Raw genomic sequence first — 19255 nt, forward strand, 5'->3', positions numbered from 1 at the left:
CAAGGAGCGCGCGTCATAATCGCCTCGAAGCCCAATCGCCGCCGCCATGGCGAACCTCCATGTGTTCGCCTGGTCGAATCAAATTTCAGCCGATTCGGGAATCCCACACGTGAGTCGGCCTCTCAGAGAGTTGGTATGAGCGTTCGCGACCGTATGTGCCGCAAGACGAAATTTTACGAGCAAATCGAGTTGCCCCAGTCGAGTCCGGTAGTCCGCCGCGTCCTCCGGAACTGCTCGTTGACGCGCCTTTGCTATGTTCGCGCCTAGTTGAGAGAGCCTTCTCGCTTCCATATCGCGGCGATCGGCCTCCCATAAGGTCGCTGCCGCTCTTGAGCCTCGTTCGTGCATATCGCAGACGATTTTGTCTAAATTTGCTAGCGCCAAATCCTCTTTGTCGAGTAGATCTTTATCGATCTTGGATCTATCTACGTAAAATAATGTGCGGATCGGTTCTATGTGCCGCATGAGGGTCGCCGTTGCACTTTTTTCAGCGGAAACGAAGCCCAATTTCGGATCCAAGTAGAAAGCCTTTAGATATCGCATAAGAAAATAGACTTCTGCATCGATTGCGTCGGAAATTTGCGTCTCGACATCTGCAATACCAGGGCGCCCTCTCGGATTCGGAGCCGCCGGAAACAGAGCCATCGGCAGTGTTATTCCCACCTGCAAATTCCCATCAAATATTTTGATCGCGTTGGACGCCCCGCCGAGCAATCCAGGGGTTTTGTCAGGAAAATGCGGCGTGATCGTCCAGCCTTTAAAAAAATCGGGCGTCCAAATTGCCTCGATATATGTGACGCCGGGCCGCAAGGCTTGCCGTATGTGCCAGAGTAGTTCCGGCTGTTTGATGCGCTTAAAGTAATCAATATCTCCGGTAATAAATATTGCGAGGATGTGTGGATTAGAAATTAAATTTTTTGCCTCAAATATCGACCGCGGCATGGACACATTGTGGTCTATAATCGCCATTTGTCGCCTCGTGCCTGACATTATGCGTCCAGAACGAAAAATCTGCCCATTTCCGAATTAAGTGGGGAGCGTCCGATCTCGTGACGACGATGATAGCCGGAATTGTCGAATCCGGAAAACGTTGTCGTGTCCTCGCCCCGAAAAATCACTGATCGGCGACAACCTCCGCCCCGAGCGAGATGGTTTTCCGAAACGCGCCTCGAGATTTCGACGGAAGAGATTGACTATATTATGATGGGCTTCGCTGGCGAAATTCGGGCGATCTTCCAGGGGAGCTACCATATATCGAATACGTCGGTGCAAGCCGAGGACGCGGCGGTCGACGTAAAGAACGTTTCGCCGAGAAACGAGGTTGATCGGAAATGACGGTGAGAGTGGCCGCATACTATCGAGTGTCGACGCAGCGCCAAGCCAAGGAGGGGTTGTCTCTCGAAGACCAGCAACGCGCCGTTCGAGCGGACTGCGCTGCCCGAGGAGAGGTGATCGTCGAGGAATATATAGAGCGAGGCGTCAGCGGGCGGACCGATGAGAGGGCCGAACTCCAGCGGCTCCTCGCGGACGCGAATTCGATTCCACGCCAATTCGAGGTCGTCGTCGTACACTCTTTCTCACGATTTTTCCGTGACGCAGCGATTCTCGAGCTCACCGTCAGGGACTTGCGGGCGAATGGCATACAATATCGCTCGATAACGCAGCCCACCGGAAACGATGACGCGGGCAGCATGATCAGGCAGGTGTTCGCCATTTTTGACGAGTATGGCTCGAAGGAGAACGCGAAGCACGTCCGCCGGACCATGGTCGCCAATGCGAAGGAAGGATTTTGGAACGGCGCGGCCCCGCCCTATGGCTACAAGACCATCGTCGCCGAGGTCCGAGGAAAAAAGGAGAAGAAGAAGCTGGAGGTGGACGAAGTCGAGGCGCCGGTGGTGCGTCGCATATTCGATCTCGCCTCGAAGGGCGTCGGAAAATCGGGCCCGCTCGGCGTCAAGAAGATCGTCTCGCACCTGAACGACAACGGCTTCCGAACCCGAAACGGCAATTATTGGCATATCGGGCCCCTCCACCAACTCCTCACTCGCTCCACCTACAAGGGCGTGCATCAATATAATCGGTCCGACTCGCGAACCCGCGCCAAGCGCAGCGAGGATGAGATCGTGGAGATCGCCGTTCCCCCGATCGTCTCTGTCGATCAATGGACCGCCGTTCAGGAAATCCTCCGCTCGAAGAATCCGAGGGTCAATCCGCCGCAGACGGTGAGCGGGCCCATTCTTCTCACCGGTGTCGCGCGTTGCGCGGAGTGCGGGGCCGCCATGACGATCCGCACGGGCAAGTCGGGACGCTATCGGTATTATTCCTGTGCGAACGCCCAGGCGCGCGGCAAATCGGCGTGCTCCGGGCTTTCCGTCCGCATGGAGCAACTCGACGAGGCGGTCACTTCGGCCCTGTGCGAGCGCGTGCTGGAGCCGAGCCGCCTCGAAAATCTTTTGCGGGAAATCGGCGATCGGATGCAGGAAGTCGACAGCCGAGATCGGGGGGAGCTGCTTCGCGTCGAAGCCGAACTCGCGGAGGCCAAGCTGCGACTCGACCGTCTTCACGAGGCGATCGAAAAGGGAATCGTGGACGCTTCGGACGCGCAGTTCGCGTCTCGTATCGCCAAGGCCACGACAGACAGGGACGTCGCGGCCGTGGCGAAAGAGCGCATTGTGGCCCGGCGCGTCAACGGCGTTGACATCACGCCGGACAAGGTCGTGGCTTTTGGCGCCGTGATGCGCGACGCCATCACGGCGGGAGAGATTCCGTTCCGGAAGACCTATCTTCGCCTTCTCATCGACGAGATCCGCGTCGGGAAGGAAGTCGCCCTGATCCGCGGCCGCAATGACCGGCTGCGTTCCCGCGTCGCCGGCGGCTCGCCGTTCGACGGCGGCATGGTGCCCACTACTGTTCAGGAATGGCGCGCCCGAGAGGATTCGAACCTCTGACCTCTGCCTTCGGAGGGCAGCGCTCTATCCAGCTGAGCTACGGGCGCGTGAGGCTTCTGCATCTTCACTATCGCAACCGTGCGGCCGCTGCAATCGGCCTCATGCGCCTTTCGAGCTTTTCACCCGGGCGGGCCCTCGCGTCAGAGGTCGATGTCCTCGTCGAATATCTCGAGCGGCAATAGACGGCGGAATCGGACCGCGAAACCATCCTCGGTCGGGCGAATGACCTCCGCCTGCGTCTTTTTGCCGATCGTGATCTTCTCGCCCGGTGGAACTTGCACCTCGGTTCTCAGCGAGGCGCCGCTGCGCGATAGATCGAGAATCTCGCAGGGCAGCGTCACCTGCGCCACGGTGAAGGTCGTGAATCGCCGCTTTGGCCGTAGTCGCTCATGGGAGCGGCATCGCGCGGCGTCCGGCGCAAAATGCCGCGTCAGCCAGGCGAATTGCATCGCCACATGGGCCCGGGGCCTGTCCTCGACCTCGAGGCCCAGTGTGAAGCCGCCGTCGAAGAGGCGAATGACGGCCCCGTCGAAGCGACCCCAGCGGTCGAGATCGAGCGTGACCTTTTCGCCGACCGCGGGCCGATAGTCGCTGCGCAAGGCGACGATCTCCGCCGACATGTCTATGGTGCGGCAGGGGTAGCGGCGCTGATCGGGCGGCAGGAAGAAGCGGCCGTCGAATCTCGGCTCGGCGATCGTCTCGGCGGCGAGGCGCTCCTCCCCGTTCTTCGGGCGCAAATCATGTCGTGCCACGGCCGTCGCTCCACATGCGCGGCGCTCGCCGGTCGATCATGAACCGGGGCGCTGACGAGTTGCGGCCGCTGCACGACCGGCAATATCTAGAAATTTCAATGGCTTCTACCCGATGGCGGCGCGCCGCCATCGGGGGCTGATTACGCATCATAACGGCAATACGTAAATCGGGGTTGAATCGAAGCTGCGCAATTGACGACGTCGCGCTTCGTGACGTCGAGGCCCGCTTGCGCTAGAAGGCGGGTCATGCGCGCACTTCTTCTCATCTTTCTCGGGGCCGGCTCGGTCGGAGTCCCGAGGCGTTTCGTCGATGCGGGGCGCTATTTCGCCGGCTCGGTCGGCTTGTCCGTCGCCGCGTTGTTTCTCGGACTCTATCTGGTGAGGGCGCTGACGTGAGTGGGGCCGCGGCCGAGGCGCCGCAATCGACGCCGGTGCAGACGTTGATCGTCGACGAGGACGAGGCGGGACTGCGGCTCGACCGCTGGTTCAAGCGGCGGTTCCCGGCGCTCGCGCTTTCGCATCTCGCCAAAATCTGCCGAAAGGGCGAGGTGCGCGTCGACGGAAAGCGCGCCGATACGTCGACCCGGCTCGAGCAAAACCAGAAGATTCGCGTGCCGCCGCTCAAGCTGGAGACGATCGCCGCGCCGGCGATCATCCGGGCACGGCCGGAGGACGCCCGCGAGCTGGCCGAGATGACCTTGTTCGAGGATGCGCATCTCATCGTGCTGAACAAGCCTTTTGGCCTCGCCGTCCAGGGCGGCTCCGGCATGAAGCGGCATATAGACGGCATGCTCGAATCGCTGGCGGTGGGCGATAAGCGGCCGGTGCTGGTGCATCGGCTCGATCGGGACACGTCCGGCGTGCTGCTCATCGCCAAGAATCGTCGCACCGCCGCCGATCTCGGCGAAATCTTCCGTTCGCGCCAGGCTCAGAAAATCTATTGGGCGCTGGTCGAGGGCGTGCCCAAGCCGGCGCAGGGCCGCGTCTCGCTCTATCTCGCCAAGGGCGCGGATATGGGCGAGGAGCGCTCCCGCCGCACCGGCGATCGTCGCGCCGCCGAGCCCTCCGACGCGCGCGAGAAAATGCGCGTCGCCCGGCATGGGGAGGATGGGGCGCAGCATTCGCTGACCTATTACGCGGTCGTCGACAAGGCCGCGCCGCGCTGCGCCTGGCTGTCGATGAAGCCCTTGACCGGGCGCACCCATCAGCTCCGCGCCCATGCGGAGGCGATCGGCTGCCCGATCGTCGGCGACCCGAAATATGGACATAGGCAGGAGGACGAGATCCGCCGCCGCGATCCGATGCGCGCCATGCCGGCCGAGCTCGCGCCCAAGCTGCATCTGTTGGCGCGGCGGCTGATTCTGCCCCATCCCCGAGGCGGGACGCTCGACGTCACCGCGCCGCTGCCGGAACATATGCGCGAGAGCTGGGACTTCTTCGGCTTCGACGTGGGGCGGGACGATCCCATAATGGCGGCGCCGGACGCCTGACGCGCCGCGTCCGAGGAGACCCTCATGTCCCGTGATAGCGAAAATCTCGCCGACGGCCTGTTCGTGCCGAATGAGGAGCGCAATCCGCTGCGCGCCGCGGTTCAGGGCGCACGGCCCGAATTGCCGAAGCGATTCTATAAATCCGCAGGCGTGGGCGAGACCGAGGACGGCTATGCCGTGCTGCTGGACGGCAGGACGGTCAAGACGCCGGCGCGGCGGACGCTGACAACCCCGTCCTCGCCCTTGACCGCGGCGCTCGCGGCGGAATGGGCGGCACAGGGCGAAAGGCTCGCTCCATCGTCCATGCCATTGACACGACTTGTTAATTCGGCGATCGACGGCGTCGCGGAGCGGATGGATGAGGTCGTCGCCGACGTCGCCAAATATGCCGGCTCCGACCTCGTGAGCTATCGCGCCGTCGAGCCCGCCGGCCTCGCTGCGGCGCAGGCCGAGGCCTGGGACCCGCTCCTCGCCTTCGCCCGGGAGCGGCTCGGCGCCGAGCTCGCCGTAACCTCGGGCGTGATGTTTCTCGCCCAGGCGCCGGAGGCGATCGCCGCGGTCGCCGCGGCCGTGCGCGCCTATGCGGGGGAGGGGCCCGCGGCGCCGTTCCGGCTCGCGGCGCTGCACACGATGACGACGCTGACCGGCTCCAGCCTCATCGCTCTGGCGGTGGCGCTCGGCGAAATGGATGTGGAAGCCGCCTGGGCGGCCGCCCATGTCGACGAGGACCATCAAATAAGCGCCTGGGGCGCGGATGAAGAGGCGACGGCGCGCCGCGCGCGGCGATTCGTGGAGATGAAGGCCGCCGCCCGGATCGCTGAATTCTTCGCCGGCGCCGCCTGATTTACGGGCGCCGGCGTGCAATTTCGCGTCGCGCCCGGGCGGGGCCGAGGCTCGTGCGCTCGATCCCTCGGGTAAAGCGTGCTCGCCCTTCGGGTAAAGACGTGCTCGGCTCTTGCTTTGACCTATACGCTGGGTTACGGAACGCGCGGTCAGACGGCGCCCGGGGCTTCCGCCCCGAGAAACACCGCGCCGCCCCCGCCGCAAACGTCGGACATCGCCATGCCGAGCCTGCTCGAACAATATTTGCCGCTCGTGATCTTCATCGCCCTCGCGGCGATCATCTCCGGCGCGCTGCTCGTTCTCCCCTTCCTGGTCGCCTTCAAGGCGCCGGATCCGGAGAAGCTCTCCGCCTATGAGTGCGGCTTCAATCCTTTCGGCGACGCGCGCATGAAATTCGACGTGCGCTTCTATCTCGTCGCTCTGCTGTTCATCGTCTTCGACCTCGAGGTCGCCTTTCTGTTTCCCTGGGCGGTCGCCTTCAAGGAGGCGGGCAGCTTCGGCTTCTGGTCGATGATGTTCTTCCTCGGCGTGCTGACCGTCGGCTTCGTCTATGAATGGCGCAAGGGAGCGCTCGAATGGGATTGATCACTCGCCAGAGCCCGACTCTCGTCGCCTCGTCCGCCAAGGGTCTCGTCGATCCGCGCACCGGCAAGCCGGTGGGCGCGGACGATCCTTTCTATCTCGGACTCAATGACGAGCTCGCCGACAAGGGCTTTCTCGTCACCGCGACCGACGACCTCATCAATTGGGCGCGCACCGGCTCGCTGATGTGGATGACTTTCGGTCTGGCCTGCTGCGCGGTCGAGATGATCCAGGCGGCCATGCCGCGCTATGATCTCGAGCGCTTCGGCTTCGCGCCGCGCGCCAGCCCGCGCCAGTCGGACGTCATCATCATCGCCGGCACGCTGACCAATAAGATGGCCCCGGCGCTGCGCAAGGTCTACGACCAGATGCCGGAGCCGCGTTACGTCATCTCCATGGGCTCCTGCGCCAATGGCGGCGGCTATTACCACTATTCCTATTCGGTGGTGCGCGGCTGCGATCGAATCATTCCCGTCGACATCTATGTCCCGGGCTGTCCGCCTTCGGCCGAGGCGCTCGTCTATGGCGTTCTGCTCCTGCAGAAGAAGATCCGCCGCAGCGGCACGATCGAACGGTGATATCTCGCGCCTCCTCGAGAGCGCGAGCAAAAGCGAAGAATGCGATGCGAGCCGACGCGCGAAGAGCCGTCGGTTTCTCATGATCCGAGGGTGAGAAATGAGCGCGGAACTCGAAAAGCTCGGCGAGAAGGTCGCCGCGGCCCTGCCGGGCTTGGTGAAAAGCCTCAAAATCGCCTATGGCGAGCTCACCGTGGACGTGGAGCGTTCGCGCTGGCTGGACGTCGCCCGCGTGCTGCGCGACGATCCGGAGTTCCTCTTCGTCAGCTTCACCGACATCACGGCGGCGGATTATCCGGAGCGCGATCTTCGTTTCGACGTGGTGCTGCATCTGCTCTCGCCCAAGCATAATCGGCGCATTCGCGTGAAGACGCAGACCGACGAGGCGACGCCGATCGCTTCGCTGACGAGCCTCTATCCGGGCGCCGACTGGTTCGAGCGCGAGACCTATGATTTGTTCGGCGTTCTGTTCGACGGCCATCCGGACCTGCGCCGCATCATGACCGACTATGGCTTCGAGGGGCATCCGCTGCGCAAGGATTTCCCGATGTCCGGCTATGTCGAGGTGCGTTATGACGACGAGCGCAAGCGGGTCGTCTATGAGCCGCTGAACCTCACTCAAGAATATCGGAAGTTCGATTTCCTATCGCCGTGGGAGGGCGTGCAATATGATCTCCCCGGCGATGAAAAGGCCAGCAAGTGAGAGCGCGCGTCATGAATCGTCGCGCCGCTTCCCTCTCTCGCCACTCGCTCTTCCTCCGCCTGGGACTGTCTCGATGAACGACCAGAGCCTCCGCAACTTCAATCTCAACTTCGGCCCGCAGCATCCGGCGGCGCATGGCGTGCTGCGCCTGATCCTCGAGCTCGACGGCGAAGTGGTCGAGCGCTGCGATCCGCATGTGGGCTTCCTGCATCGCGGCACCGAGAAGCTGATGGAGGCGCGGACCTATTTGCAGAACGTGCCCTATTTCGATCGGCTCGACTATTGCGCGCCGATGAATCAGGAGCATGCCTTCTGTCTCGGCATAGAGCAGCTGCTCGACGTCGAAGTTCCGCGCCGCGGCCAGCTCATCCGCGTTCTCTATTCCGAGATCGGGCGTCTGCTCTCGCATCTGCTCAACGTCACCGCGCAAGCGATGGACGTCGGCGCGCTGACGCCGCCGCTCTGGGGCTATGAGGAGCGCGAGAAGCTCATGGTCTTCTATGAGCGGGCGAGCGGCGCGCGCATGCACGCCAATTATTTCCGCCCCGGCGGCGTCGCCCGCGACCTGCCGGACCGGCTCGTCGAGGACATCGGCGCCTTCTGCGATCCGTTCCTGAAGGTCCTCGAGGATCTCGACGAGCTGTTCATCGGCAACCGCATCTTCAAGCAGCGCAACGCCGACATCGGCGTCATCTCGCTCGAGGACGCGTGGAAGTTCGGCTTCTCCGGCGTGATGGTGCGCGGCTCGGGCGCGGCCTGGGATCTGCGCAAGGCGCGTCCCTATGATTGCTACGAGGAGATGGAGTTCGACATCCCCATCGGCAAGAATGGCGATTGCTATGACCGCGCGGTCATCCGCATGGAGGAGATGCGTCAATCGACCTCCATCATGAAGCAATGCGTCGACAAGCTGCTGAAGGCCGAGAATCGCGGCCCGGTGGCGACGGTGAACAATAAGATATGCTCGCCGCCCCGCGCGGAGATGAAGCGCTCGATGGAAGCGCTCATCCATCACTTCAAGCTCTATACGGAAGGCTTCAAGGTGCCGGCCGGCGAGGTCTATGCGGCGGTCGAGGCGCCCAAGGGCGAATTCGGCGTCTATCTCGTTTCCGACGGCAGCGATAAGCCCTATCGCTGCAAGCTCCGCGCTCCGGGCTTCGCGCATCTGCAGGCCATGGATTTTCTCTGCAAGGACCATCTGCTCGCCGACGTCTCGGCGATCCTTGGTTCGCTCGATATCGTCTTCGGGGAGGTCGATCGCTGATGTCCATACGTCGTCTCGCCGAACAGCAGCCCGCGAGCTTCGAATTCACGCCCGAGAACAAGGCGTGGCTCGAGGCGCAAATCGCCAAATATCCAGACGGGCGCCAAGCCTCGATGGTCGTGCCGGCCTTGTGGCAGGCGCAGACGCAGAACGACTATTGGCTGCCGCAAAAGGCGATCGAGAAAGTCGCCGACACGCTGGGCATGCCGTATATTCGCGTGCTCGAGATCGCGACATTCTACACGATGTTCAATCTCGAGCCGGTCGGCAAATTCTATGTCCAGCTCTGCGGCACGACGCCCTGCATGCTGCGCGGCTCCGACGAGCTGATCGCCGTGCTGGAGCGGAGAGTGGGTCCGCAGCGTCACGTGACGTCGGATGGGCTGTTCTCCTGGCTCGAGGTCGAATGCCTCGGCGCCTGCTGCAATGCGCCCATGGTGCAGATCAACGACGACTATTACGAAGATTTGACGGCTGAGAATTTCGAGACGCTGCTCGACGATCTCGCCGCCGGCCGGCCGGTGAAGATCGGCTCGCAGACGGGCCGCGTCTCCTCGGAGCCGGCGGGCGGACTGACGAGCCTGACATCCTTCTACGGCGACGGCGCCAAAGCGCAGGCGGAGTGAACGACTAATGCTCGCCGACAAGGATCGCATCTTCACAAATCTCTACGGCATAGGCGACAAGAGCCTCGCCGGAGCCCGCTCGCGCGGCGCCTGGGACAACACCAAGGCGCTGCTGGAACTCGGCCGCGACAAGATCATTCAGGAGATGAAGGATTCGGGGCTGCGCGGGCGCGGCGGCGCCGGCTTCTCCACCGGCCTCAAATGGTCCTTCATGCCCAAGACGCCCGATCCGGCGCGTCCCTCCTATCTCGTCATCAACGCCGACGAGTCGGAGCCGGGCACCTGCAAGGATCGCGAGATCATGCGCAATGATCCGCAGACGCTGATCGAAGGCGCGCTGATCGCCTCCTTCGCCATGGGCGCGCATGCTTCGTATATTTATGTGCGCGGCGAGTTCATCGCCGAGCGCGTCGCGTTGCAGAAGGCGATCGACGAGGCCTATGAGGCGCGGCTCATCGGCAAGGACAATATTCACGGCTATCCTTTCGATCTCTACGTCCATCACGGCGCCGGCGCTTATATCTGCGGCGAGGAGACGGCGCTGATCGAGAGCCTCGAGGGCAAGAAGGGCATGCCGCGGCTGAAGCCGCCATTCCCGGCCAATGTCGGACTCTACGGCTGCCCGACCACGGTCAACAATGTCGAATCCATCGCCGTCGCGCCGACGATTCTGCGCCGCGGCGCGAGCTGGTTCGCCGGCATCGGCAGGCCCAACAACACCGGCACCAAGCTGTTTTCCATCTCCGGCCATGTGAACAAGCCGTGCAATGTGGAGGAGGCGATGTCGATCCCCTTCCGCGAGCTGATCGACCGCCATTGCGGCGGCGTGCGCGGCGGCTCGGATAATCTTCTCGCCGTCATCCCCGGCGGCTCCTCTGTGCGTCTCGTGCCGGCGGATCAGATCATCGACTGTCCGATGGATTTCGACAGCCTCGTCAAGCTCGGCTCCGGCCTCGGCACAGCGGCGGTCATCGTGATGGACAAGTCGACCGACATTATCCGCGCCATCGCCCGCCTCTCTTATTTCTACAAGCATGAGAGCTGCGGCCAATGCACGCCCTGCCGCGAGGGCACGGGCTGGATGTGGCGCGTCGTCACCCGCATGGCGGAAGGTCGCGCCCATAAGCGCGAGATCGACATGCTGTTCGACGTGTCGAAGCAGATCGAAGGCCATACGATCTGCGCGCTCGGCGACGCGGCCGCCTGGCCGATCCAGGGCCTCATCAATCATTTCCGTGGCGAGATCGAGCAGCGCATCGATCGTTATGCGGCCAATCCGCATCCCGATCCTGTGCGCGTGGCGGCGGAGTAGGGCATTCCAATGACCAGAATTCTCGTCGATGGCGTCGAGGTCGATGTTCCGGCCGAATATACGCTGCTGCAGGCCTGCGAGGAGGCCGGCGCCGAGGTGCCGCGCTTCTGCTTCCACGAGCGTCTGTCGATCGCCGGCAATTGCCGCATGTGCCTCGTCGAGGTGAAAGGCGGACCGCCCAAGCCGCAAGCCTCCTGCGCCATCGCGGTCAAGGATCTGCGTCCCGGCCCCGATGGCGCGCCGCCGGAAGTCTTCACCAAGACGCCCATGGTGAAGAAGGCGCGCGAAGGCGTGATGGAGTTCCTGCTCGTCAATCATCCGCTCGACTGTCCGATCTGCGACCAGGGCGGCGAATGCGATCTCCAGGATCAGGCGCTCGCCTTCGGCGGCGACAGCTCGCGCTACGCGGAGAACAAGCGCGCGGTCGAGGACAAATATATCGGCCCGCTGGTCAAGACGGCGATGACCCGCTGCATCCATTGCACACGCTGCGTGCGCTTTTCGGCGGAGATCGCCGGCACCAGCGACATGGGCGCGATCGGCCGCGGCGAGGATATGGAGATCACCACCTATCTGCAGAGCGCGATGACCTCCGAGCTGCAGGGCAATGTGACCGATCTCTGTCCCGTCGGGGCGCTGCTGCCCAAGCCGCAGAATTTCCGCGCGCGGCCCTGGGAGTATCAGAAGACCGAGACGATCGACGTGCAGGACGCTCTCGGCTCGGCGATCCGCGTCGACGCACGCGGCCGCGAGGTGATCCGCATTCTGCCGCGTCTCAACGAGGCGGTGAATGAGGAGTGGATCTCCGACAAGACGCGCCAGGTCGTCGACGGGCTGAAGGCGCAGCGCCTCGACCGGCCCTATATCCGCGAGAATGGCCGCCTGCGTCCCGCCTCCTGGCAGGAGGCGCTCGGCGCCGTCGCCGCCAAGACGAAGGCGACGCAAGCCGCCAAGATCGGCGCGCTGGTCGGCGATCTCGCCGCGCTCGAGGAAATCTTCGCGCTGAAGCGGCTCGTCGAAGGGCTCGGCAGCGTCAATCTCGACGCGCGCCAGGACGGGACCAAGCTCGATCCGCGCTTCGGCCGCGCCTCCTATCTGTTCAACGCCACGATCGCCGGCGTCGACGAGGCGGATTCGCTGCTGATCGTCGGCTCCAATCCGCGCAAGGAAGCGCCCGTGCTCAATGCGCGCGTCCGCAAGCGCTGGCTGAAGGGCGACTTTCCGATCGCGCTGATCGGCGAGCCGGCCGATCTGACCTATGACTATGATTATCTCGGCGCCGGTCCGGACGCTCTGGCGCGCTTCATCGACAGCGCGCCGACAGGCTCCGCCAAGCGCATCGTGCTGATCGGGCAGGGCGCGCTGACGCGTCCGGACGGGCGCGCCATTCTGGCGCTCGCCGCCCAGGCGGCGAGAAAGCACGGCGGTCTCTCCGAGGGCTGGAACGGCTTCAGCGTGCTGCATACGGCGGCGTCGCGCGTCGGCGCGCTCGAGCTCGGCTTCACGCCGGGGCAGGGCGGCCTCGAGGCGGCGGACATCGCCAAGGCCGGCGCGCTCGACCTCGTCTTCAACCTCGGCGCCGACGAGATCGCGATCGAGCCCGGCGCTTTCGTCGTCTATATCGGCACGCATGGCGACAAGGGCGCGCATCGCGCCGACGTGATCTTGCCGGGCGCGGCCTATACGGAGAAGTTCGGCCTCTTCGTGAATACGGAAGGCCGTGTGCAGGAGGCGCTGCGCGCTGCGTTCCCGCCGGGCGACGCACGCGAGGATTGGGCGATCCTGCGCGCGCTTTCCGGCGCGCTCGGTTCGCCGCTGCCCTTCGATTCGCTGCAGCAGCTGCGCGCCAAGCTCGGCGAGGCGCATCCGCATCTGCGCAAGCTCGACCGGATCGAGCCCGGCTCGGCCGCCGATCTCGAGGCGGTGGCGCTGCAGCCGGCGACGGCGTGGAAAGACGATTTCGTCCCCGCGATCGCCGATTTCTATCTCACCAATCCGATCGCGCGCGCCTCGGCCACGATGGCGGAATGTTCGGCGCTGGCGCAGGGCCGGCTGAAGCAAGCAGCGGAATAGGAGCAAGGGACGTGATCGACGGCTGGCTGCTGAACCTTCTCCTGATCATCCTGAAGAGCGTCGTTCTCACCGTCGCTCTGCTGATCTATCTCGCCTATGCGATCTATATCGATCGCAAGGTGTGGGCCGCCGTGCAGCTGCGCCGCGGTCCCAATGTCGTCGGACCCTGGGGCCTGCTCCAGAGCTTCGCCGACATGCTGAAATTCGTGCTCAAGGAGCCGGTGATCCCGGATACGGCGAACAAGGGCGTGTTTCTGCTCGCGCCCTTCGTGACCGCGATGCTGGCGGTCGCCGCCTGGGCGGTCATTCCGGTCGCCGACGGCTGGGCGGTCGCCGATCTCAATGTCGGCGTTCTCTATATTTTCGCCATCTCCTCGCTCGGCGTCTATGGCATCATCATGGGCGGCTGGGCGTCGAACTCGAAATACCCCTTCCTGTCGGCGCTGCGCTCGGCGGCGCAGATGGTGTCCTACGAGGTCTCGATCGGCTTCGTCATCATCACAGTGCTGCTCTGCGCCGGCTCGCTCAATCTCACCGAGATCGTCCGCGCGCAGGACACGCAATATGGCGTGCTGGGCTGGTATTGGCTGCGCCTGTTGCCGATGTTCGTCATCTTCTTCATCTCGGCGCTGGCCGAGACGAACCGCCCGCCCTTCGATCTCGTCGAGGCGGAGTCGGAGCTCGTCGCCGGCTTCATGATCGAATATTCGGCGACGCCCTACATGCTGTTCATGCTCGGCGAATATGTGGCGATCCTGACCATGTGCGCGCTGCTGACGATCCTTTTCTTCGGCGGCTGGCTGCCGCCCGTGAACATCGCGCCGCTCACTCTGGTGCCGGGCGCGATCTGGTTCGTCCTGAAGGTCACGTTCTTCTTCTTCTTCTTCGCCATGGTGAAGGCCTTCGTGCCGCGTTACCGCTATGACCAGCTCATGCGGCTCGGCTGGAAGGTGTTCCTGCCCATCTCGCTCGTCATGGTCATCGTCGTCGCGGCCGTGCTGCAATTCGCCGGCTCGGCGGGCGCGAACTAAGGGGTGACGTCATGAAGCTCGATCAAGCGGCAAAGTCGCTCTTCCTCGCCGAGTTCATCGCGGCCTTCTTCCTGTCGATGCGCTATTTCTTCAAGCCGAAGGCGACGCTCAACTACCCGCATGAGAAGAACCCGATCTCGCCGCGCTTCCGCGGCGAGCATGCGCTGCGCCGCTATCCCAATGGCGAGGAGCGCTGCATCGCCTGCAAGCTGTGCGAGGCGATCTGCCCGGCGCAGGCCATCACCATCGAGGCCGGTCCGCGCCGCAACGACGGCACGCGCCGCACGACTCGCTACGATATCGATATGGTGAAATGCATCTATTGCGGCTTCTGCCAGGAGGCCTGCCCGGTGGACGCCATCGTCGAGGGGCCGAACCAGGAATTCGCGGTCGAGACGCGCGAGGAGCTCTACTACAACAAGGAGCGCCTGCTCGAGAATGGCGCACGCTGGGAGCGCGAGATCGCGCGCAACATCGCGCTCGATTCGCCCTATCGCTAAAAGCGAGATCGCGCGGATTACGAGGCTCTCGAGAGAGGACGACAAAGTGGCTGTGGCATTCTTCTATCTCTTCTCGGCGGTGCTGATCGCATCGGCTTTCGCGGTGATCGTCTCGCGCAATCCGGTCCATTCGGTGCTCTATCTCATCCTCGCCTTCGTCAATGGCGCGGGGCTCTTCCTGCTCGCCGGGGCTGAATTCCTCGCCATGATCCTCGTCGTCGTCTATGTCGGCGCGGTCGCCGTTCTGTTCCTCTTCGTGGTGATGATGCTCGACGTCGACTTCGCCGCTTTGCGCCAGGGCTTCACCAAATATCTGCCGATCGGCGCCGCGGTGGGCGCCGTCGTGCTCGGCGAGCTCGGCCTGGTCGCGCTCGGCTGGCAGAGCGCCCCCGGCGCGCGGGAGGCGGCGGCTGCGCCGATCGTCGCGGGCGTCTCCAACACGGCGGCGCTGGGCCAGGTGCTCTACACCAAATACTTCCTCTTCTTCCAGGCTTCGGCCCTGGTGCTGCTCACCGCCATGATCGGCGCGATCGTGCTGACATTGCATCACCGGCCCGGCGTCAAGCGGCAGAAGATCGCGGAGCAGAACGCGCGTACGCGCGACAATGTCATCGAGATCAAGAAAGTGCCCTCGCGGGCGGGCCTCTGAGGGGAGCGCAGCAATGGTCGTCGACCTCACTCATTATCTCGTCGTCTCGGCGATCCTGTTCACGCTCGGCGTCGCGGGCATCATCCTCAACCGCAAGAACATCATCATCATATTGATGTCGGTCGAGCTGATCCTGCTGTCGGTCAATCTCAATCTCGTGGCCTTCTCGGCCTCGCTCGGCGATCTGACCGGACAGGTCTTCGCCCTGTTCATCCTCACGGTGGCGGCGGCGGAGGCGGCCATCGGCCTCGCCATTCTCGTCACCTATTTCCGCAACCGCGGCACGATCGCGGTCGAGGACATCAACTCTCTGAAGGGCTGAGCGCCGATGATCCAAGCAATCGTCTTCCTGCCGCTCATCGGCTTTCTCGTCGCGGGCCTGTTCGGACGGCGCATCGGCGCGCGCGCGTCCGAGCTCCTGACGACGACGCTGCTGTTCATCGCGGCCGGCTTCTCCTGGATCGTGTTCTTCGACGTGGCGCTCGGCCATGGCCACGCCAGCGCGCCCGTGCTCGCCAATTGGTTCACCTCCGGCAAGCTCAGCGTCGATTGGGCGTTGCGCGTCGACACGCTGACCGCGGTGATGCTCGTCGTCGTGAACACGGTCTCGGCGCTCGTGCATTTCTACTCGATCGGCTATATGCACGAGGACCCTGATCGTCCGCGCTTCTTCGCCTATCTGTCGCTCTTCACCTTCGCCATGCTCACGCTGGTGACGTCCGACAATCTCGTCCAGATGTTCTTCGGCTGGGAAGGCGTCGGCCTCGCTTCCTACCTGCTCATCGGCTTCTGGTATCAGAAGCCTTCGGCCAACGCCGCCGCCATCAAGGCCTTCGTCGTCAACCGCGTCGGCGATTTCGGCTTCGCGCTCGGTATTTTCCTCGTCTTCCAGCTCACTCAGTCGGTCAGCTTCGAGCAGGTTTTCGCCGCCGTGCCGGGCATCGCTGGCCATAAGATCCATGTGTTCGGCGCCGATTTCGACGCGCTGACGCTCGCCACCTTCCTGCTGTTCACCGGCGCGATGGGCAAATCGGCGCAATTCCTGCTGCACACATGGCTTCCGGACGCGATGGAGGGCCCGACGCCGGTCTCGGCGCTCATCCACGCCGCCACAATGGTCACCGCCGGCGTGTTCATGGTCGCGCGCCTGTCGCCGATCTTCGAATATGCGCCGGACACGCTCGCCTTCGTCACGCTGATCGGCGGCGTGACCGCCTTTTTCGCCGCGACGATCGGCCTCGTGCAGAACGACATCAAGCGCGTCATCGCCTATTCGACCTGCTCGCAGCTCGGCTATATGTTCGTGGCCGAAGGCGTCGGCGCCTATTCGCTCGGCGTGTTCCATCTCTTCACCCACGCCTTCTTCAAGGCGCTGCTGTTTCTTTGCGCCGGCTCGGTCATCCATGCGATGCATCACGAGCAGGACATGCGGAACATGGGCGGGCTGTGGAACAAGATTCCCTTCACCTTCGCCATGATGACGATCGGCACTCTGGCGCTCACCGGCGTCGGCATTCCGGGCACGGATCTCGGCTTCGCAGGGTTCTTCTCCAAGGATGCGATCATCGAGGCGGCCTTCGCGGCCGGAGAGCATCACAGCGTCGCCTATTTCGCCTTCGTCTCGACGGTGATTGCGGCGGGGCTCACCTCCTTCTATTCCTGGCGTCTGGTCTTCATGACCTTCTTCGGCAAGGCCAAGGAGGCGCATGGCGCCGCCCATGCGACGCATGGCGACGCTCATGCGACACAAGGCGACGCTCATGCGCATGGCGACGACCATGCTCATGACGATCATGCGCATGACTCCCACGGCCATGGCCATCATACTCCGCACGAGTCACCGATCGTGATGCTGTTTCCGCTCGCCGTGCTGGCGGTGGGCGCGGTCGCGGCGGGCGCGGTGTTCATGAGCGACTTCGCCGGCCACGCCTATGACGAGTTCTGGAAGGGCGCTCTGTTCACCGGCCATGACAATCACATTCTGCACGCGATGCATGAAGTCCCGCATTGGGTTTCCTATGCCGCGACGGTGATGATGATCTCGGGCTTCCTCGTCGCCTTCTTCGTCTACCAGCTCGCTCCGGGCACGGCGCAGAAGATCGCGCACGCCTTCCCGCGCCTCTACCGTTTCCTGCTCAACAAATGGTATTTCGACGAGCTCTATGACGCGATCTTCGTGCGTCCGACTTTTGCGCTCGGTCGGCTGCTGTGGAAGGGCGGCGACGGTCGCATCATCGACGGGCTCGGCCCCGATGGCGTCGCCGCGCGCGTTGTGGACGGAGCGCGTCTCGCCGTGAAGCTGCAGACCGGATATGTCTATCACTATGCCTTCGCCATGCTGATCGGCGTCGCGGCGGTCGTCACCTGGTTCGTCGCGGGAGGACTGCGCTGATGTTCGGTTTCGGCATTCTCACGGGCCTCACCTTTCTGCCGCTCGTCGGCGCGGCCTTCATCCTCACGCTGAAGGGCGAGGACGCGGCGACGCTGCGCAACGCCAAATGGGCGACGCTGTTGACGACGATCGTCGTCTTCCTGCTCTCGCTCGTCGTCTGGGGGCGCTTCGACACGGCGAGCGCGGCCTTTCAGCTCGTCGAGCAGAAGAGCTGGTTCGGCTCCGGCCTCACCTATAAAATGGGTGTGGACGGCTTCTCCATGCCCTTCGTGCTGCTGACGACCTTCCTGACGCCCTTCGCCATTCTCGCCTCCTGGGAGTCGGTGACGTTCCGCCTGAAGGAATATCTGATCGCCTTCCTCGTCCTCGAGACGCTGATGATCGGCGTGTTCTGCGCGCTCGATCTCGTGCTCTTCTATCTCTTCTTCGAGGGCGGCCTCATTCCGATGTTCCTCATCATCGGCATTTGGGGCGGCAAGCGGCGCGTCTATGCGAGCTTCAAATTCTTTCTCTACACGCTGGTGGGCTCGCTGCTGATGCTGATCGCCATTCTGGCGATCTATGGCAAGACCGGCACAACCGACATCGTCACTCTGCTCGAGACGCAATTCCCGCCGTCGATGCAGACATGGCTGTGGCTCGCCTTCTTCGCCTCTTTCGCGGTGAAGATGCCGATGTGGCCGGTGCATACATGGTTGCCCGACGCTCACGTCGAGGCGCCGACCGCGGGCTCGGTGATCCTCGCGGCGATTTTGCTGAAAATGGGCGGCTACGGCTTCATCCGCTTCTCTCTGCCCATGTTCCCGGACGCCTCGGCTTATTTCGCGCCGCTCATTTATGCGCTGTCGGTCATCGCGGTCATCTACACCTCGCTGGTCGCGCTGGTGCAGGAGGACATCAAGAAGCTCATCGCCTATTCCTCGATCGCGCATATGGGCTTCGTCACCATGGGGCTGTTCACGCTGACGACCCAGGGCGTGCAGGGCGCGATGTTCCTGATGATCTCGCACGGCTTCGTGTCCGGCGCGCTGTTCCTCTGCGTCGGCGTGATCTACGACCGCATGCATACGCGCGAGATCGCCGCCTATGGCGGCCTCGTCAATCGCATGCCGCTCTACGCCGTCACCTTCATGATCTTCACCATGGCCAATGTCGGCCTGCCCGGAACCTCGGGCTTCGTCGGCGAGTTCCTGACGCTCGCCGGCGCCTTCGTCGCCAATAGCTGGGTGGCGCTGTTCGCGACGACGGGCGTCGTGCTGTCGGCGGCCTATGCGCTCTATCTCTATCGGCGCGTCGTCTTCGGACCGCTCGACAAGCCGTCGCTGCAGTCGATCAGCGATCTCACGGCGCGCGAGCTCGTCCTGTTCGTGCCGCTCATCGCGCTGACCATTTATTACGGCCTGCGCCCGGGGCCGATCCTCGAGGCTTCCGCGGCCTCCGTCGCCAATCTCCTGCAATCTCACACGGCCCTGGCCAATGCGGCGAAAGTCGTCGCCCAGGCCGTTCAATGATCGG

General features: G+C 63.5%; 19 protein-coding genes and 1 tRNA gene. 17 read left to right on the forward strand and 3 right to left on the reverse strand.

Translation table 11 applies throughout. The annotated features are described in order from the left end of the window. Positions 1 to 78: 78 nt before the first annotated feature. Positions 79 to 969: a hypothetical protein gene (locus VIF40_RS15370; protein WP_331938391.1), complete on the reverse strand. Its 891-nt coding sequence runs from the start codon at positions 967 to 969 to the stop codon at positions 79 to 81. Positions 970 to 1331: 362 nt separating this feature from the next. Here VIF40_RS15370 and VIF40_RS15375 point away from each other — a divergent pair, with 362 nt between their 5' ends. Further along, complete coding sequence (locus VIF40_RS15375) at positions 1332 to 2948, forward strand: recombinase family protein (protein WP_331938392.1); 1617 nt, start codon at positions 1332 to 1334, stop codon at positions 2946 to 2948. On the opposite strand, the gene VIF40_RS15380 is transcribed toward VIF40_RS15375, so the two are convergent. Both VIF40_RS15380 and VIF40_RS15385 read right to left on the reverse strand, forming a co-directional pair. After that, a tRNA-Arg gene (locus tag VIF40_RS15380) sits at positions 2919 to 2995 on the reverse strand. The genes VIF40_RS15375 and VIF40_RS15380 overlap by 30 nt on opposite strands. A 93-nt stretch (positions 2996 to 3088) precedes the next feature. After that, positions 3089 to 3700: a PilZ domain-containing protein gene (locus tag VIF40_RS15385; RefSeq protein ID WP_331938393.1), complete on the reverse strand. Its 612-nt coding sequence runs from the start codon at positions 3698 to 3700 to the stop codon at positions 3089 to 3091. Between the two features lie 246 nt (positions 3701 to 3946). Between VIF40_RS15385 and VIF40_RS15390 the strand changes: the two genes are divergently transcribed. The 16 genes from VIF40_RS15390 (at position 3947) to VIF40_RS15465 (ending at position 19251) form a co-directional block, all read left to right on the forward strand. Beyond that, the gene (locus tag VIF40_RS15390; RefSeq protein WP_331938394.1) at positions 3947 to 4096 is read left to right on the forward strand and encodes a hypothetical protein; all 150 of its coding nucleotides are present in this window, start codon (positions 3947 to 3949) and stop codon (positions 4094 to 4096) included. Beyond that, entirely contained in the window at positions 4093 to 5190 is a 1098-nt protein-coding gene (locus tag VIF40_RS15395; protein ID WP_331938395.1) for an RluA family pseudouridine synthase, read from the forward strand. Before VIF40_RS15390 ends, VIF40_RS15395 begins: the two co-directional genes overlap by 4 nt. Before the next feature lie 24 nt (positions 5191 to 5214). Then, on the forward strand, positions 5215 to 6033 hold the full coding sequence (locus VIF40_RS15400; protein ID WP_331938396.1) for an ATP12 family chaperone protein: 819 nt from the start codon (positions 5215 to 5217) through the stop codon (positions 6031 to 6033). A gap of 219 nt (positions 6034 to 6252) precedes the next feature. After that, a complete protein-coding gene (locus tag VIF40_RS15405) occupies positions 6253 to 6618 on the forward strand; it encodes an NADH-quinone oxidoreductase subunit A (protein ID WP_331938397.1) in 366 nt (121 codons plus the stop codon). Next, positions 6609 to 7193, forward strand: coding sequence for an NADH-quinone oxidoreductase subunit B family protein (locus VIF40_RS15410; protein ID WP_331938398.1), 585 nt, complete (start codon positions 6609 to 6611; stop codon positions 7191 to 7193). Before VIF40_RS15405 ends, VIF40_RS15410 begins: the two co-directional genes overlap by 10 nt. A 97-nt stretch (positions 7194 to 7290) precedes the next feature. Beyond that, positions 7291 to 7893 (forward strand): NADH-quinone oxidoreductase subunit C, encoded by a 603-nt coding sequence (locus tag VIF40_RS15415; protein ID WP_331938399.1) that lies wholly within the window; start codon positions 7291 to 7293, stop codon positions 7891 to 7893. Positions 7894 to 7966: 73 nt separating this feature from the next. Next, positions 7967 to 9157, forward strand: coding sequence for an NADH-quinone oxidoreductase subunit D (locus VIF40_RS15420; protein ID WP_331938400.1), 1191 nt, complete (start codon positions 7967 to 7969; stop codon positions 9155 to 9157). Beyond that, positions 9157 to 9783: an NADH-quinone oxidoreductase subunit NuoE gene (gene nuoE, locus VIF40_RS15425; RefSeq protein ID WP_331938401.1), complete on the forward strand. Its 627-nt coding sequence runs from the start codon at positions 9157 to 9159 to the stop codon at positions 9781 to 9783. The genes VIF40_RS15420 and nuoE overlap by 1 nt, the downstream gene beginning before the upstream one ends. Positions 9784 to 9790: 7 nt before the next feature. Then, entirely contained in the window at positions 9791 to 11095 is a 1305-nt protein-coding gene (gene nuoF, locus VIF40_RS15430; protein ID WP_331938402.1) for an NADH-quinone oxidoreductase subunit NuoF, read from the forward strand. Between the two features lie 9 nt (positions 11096 to 11104). Continuing rightward, entirely contained in the window at positions 11105 to 13168 is a 2064-nt protein-coding gene (nuoG, locus tag VIF40_RS15435; RefSeq protein ID WP_331938403.1) for an NADH-quinone oxidoreductase subunit NuoG, read from the forward strand. Positions 13169 to 13179: 11 nt separating this feature from the next. Next, on the forward strand, positions 13180 to 14199 hold the full coding sequence (gene nuoH / locus VIF40_RS15440) for an NADH-quinone oxidoreductase subunit NuoH (protein ID WP_331938404.1): 1020 nt from the start codon (positions 13180 to 13182) through the stop codon (positions 14197 to 14199). An 11-nt stretch (positions 14200 to 14210) separates the two neighbouring features. Beyond that, positions 14211 to 14699 (forward strand): NADH-quinone oxidoreductase subunit NuoI, encoded by a 489-nt coding sequence (gene nuoI, locus VIF40_RS15445; RefSeq protein WP_331938405.1) that lies wholly within the window; start codon positions 14211 to 14213, stop codon positions 14697 to 14699. A gap of 46 nt (positions 14700 to 14745) precedes the next feature. Continuing rightward, positions 14746 to 15348, forward strand: coding sequence for an NADH-quinone oxidoreductase subunit J (locus VIF40_RS15450; protein WP_331938406.1), 603 nt, complete (start codon positions 14746 to 14748; stop codon positions 15346 to 15348). A 13-nt stretch (positions 15349 to 15361) separates the two neighbouring features. Further along, positions 15362 to 15670, forward strand: a complete 309-nt coding sequence (gene nuoK / locus VIF40_RS15455) for an NADH-quinone oxidoreductase subunit NuoK (RefSeq protein ID WP_331938407.1) — start codon at positions 15362 to 15364, stop codon at positions 15668 to 15670. A 6-nt stretch (positions 15671 to 15676) separates the two neighbouring features. After that, entirely contained in the window at positions 15677 to 17740 is a 2064-nt protein-coding gene (gene nuoL, locus VIF40_RS15460) for an NADH-quinone oxidoreductase subunit L (protein WP_331938408.1), read from the forward strand. Further along, a complete protein-coding gene (locus tag VIF40_RS15465; protein WP_331938409.1) occupies positions 17740 to 19251 on the forward strand; it encodes an NADH-quinone oxidoreductase subunit M in 1512 nt (503 codons plus the stop codon). Before nuoL ends, VIF40_RS15465 begins: the two co-directional genes overlap by 1 nt. Positions 19252 to 19255 lie beyond the last annotated feature (4 nt).

The sequence above is a fragment of the Methylosinus sp. genome, assembly GCF_036560965.1.
Lineage (GTDB): Bacteria > Pseudomonadota > Alphaproteobacteria > Rhizobiales > Beijerinckiaceae > Methylosinus.

Excerpts from the sequence above, each read along its gene's own strand:
- VIF40_RS15410 (WP_331938398.1), top strand. The coding sequence starts at position 6,609 with ATGGGATTGATCACTCGCCAGAGCCCGACTCTCGTCGCCTCGTCCGCC.
- VIF40_RS15420 (WP_331938400.1), top strand. The coding sequence starts at position 7,967 with ATGAACGACCAGAGCCTCCGCAACTTCAATCTCAACTTCGGCCCGCAG.
- nuoG (WP_331938403.1), top strand. The coding sequence starts at position 11,105 with ATGACCAGAATTCTCGTCGATGGCGTCGAGGTCGATGTTCCGGCCGAA.
- nuoK (WP_331938407.1), top strand. The coding sequence starts at position 15,362 with ATGGTCGTCGACCTCACTCATTATCTCGTCGTCTCGGCGATCCTGTTC.
- VIF40_RS15375 (WP_331938392.1), top strand. The coding sequence starts at position 1,332 with ATGACGGTGAGAGTGGCCGCATACTATCGAGTGTCGACGCAGCGCCAA.
- nuoE (WP_331938401.1), top strand. The coding sequence starts at position 9,157 with ATGTCCATACGTCGTCTCGCCGAACAGCAGCCCGCGAGCTTCGAATTC.
- nuoI (WP_331938405.1), top strand. The coding sequence starts at position 14,211 with ATGAAGCTCGATCAAGCGGCAAAGTCGCTCTTCCTCGCCGAGTTCATC.
- VIF40_RS15415 (WP_331938399.1), top strand. The coding sequence starts at position 7,291 with ATGAGCGCGGAACTCGAAAAGCTCGGCGAGAAGGTCGCCGCGGCCCTG.
- VIF40_RS15405 (WP_331938397.1), top strand. The coding sequence starts at position 6,253 with ATGCCGAGCCTGCTCGAACAATATTTGCCGCTCGTGATCTTCATCGCC.
- nuoF (WP_331938402.1), top strand. The coding sequence starts at position 9,791 with ATGCTCGCCGACAAGGATCGCATCTTCACAAATCTCTACGGCATAGGC.
- VIF40_RS15400 (WP_331938396.1), top strand. The coding sequence starts at position 5,215 with ATGTCCCGTGATAGCGAAAATCTCGCCGACGGCCTGTTCGTGCCGAAT.
- VIF40_RS15465 (WP_331938409.1), top strand. The coding sequence starts at position 17,740 with ATGTTCGGTTTCGGCATTCTCACGGGCCTCACCTTTCTGCCGCTCGTC.
- VIF40_RS15370 (WP_331938391.1), bottom strand. The coding sequence starts at position 969 with ATGGCGATTATAGACCACAATGTGTCCATGCCGCGGTCGATATTTGAG.
- VIF40_RS15390 (WP_331938394.1), top strand. The coding sequence starts at position 3,947 with ATGCGCGCACTTCTTCTCATCTTTCTCGGGGCCGGCTCGGTCGGAGTC.
- nuoL (WP_331938408.1), top strand. The coding sequence starts at position 15,677 with ATGATCCAAGCAATCGTCTTCCTGCCGCTCATCGGCTTTCTCGTCGCG.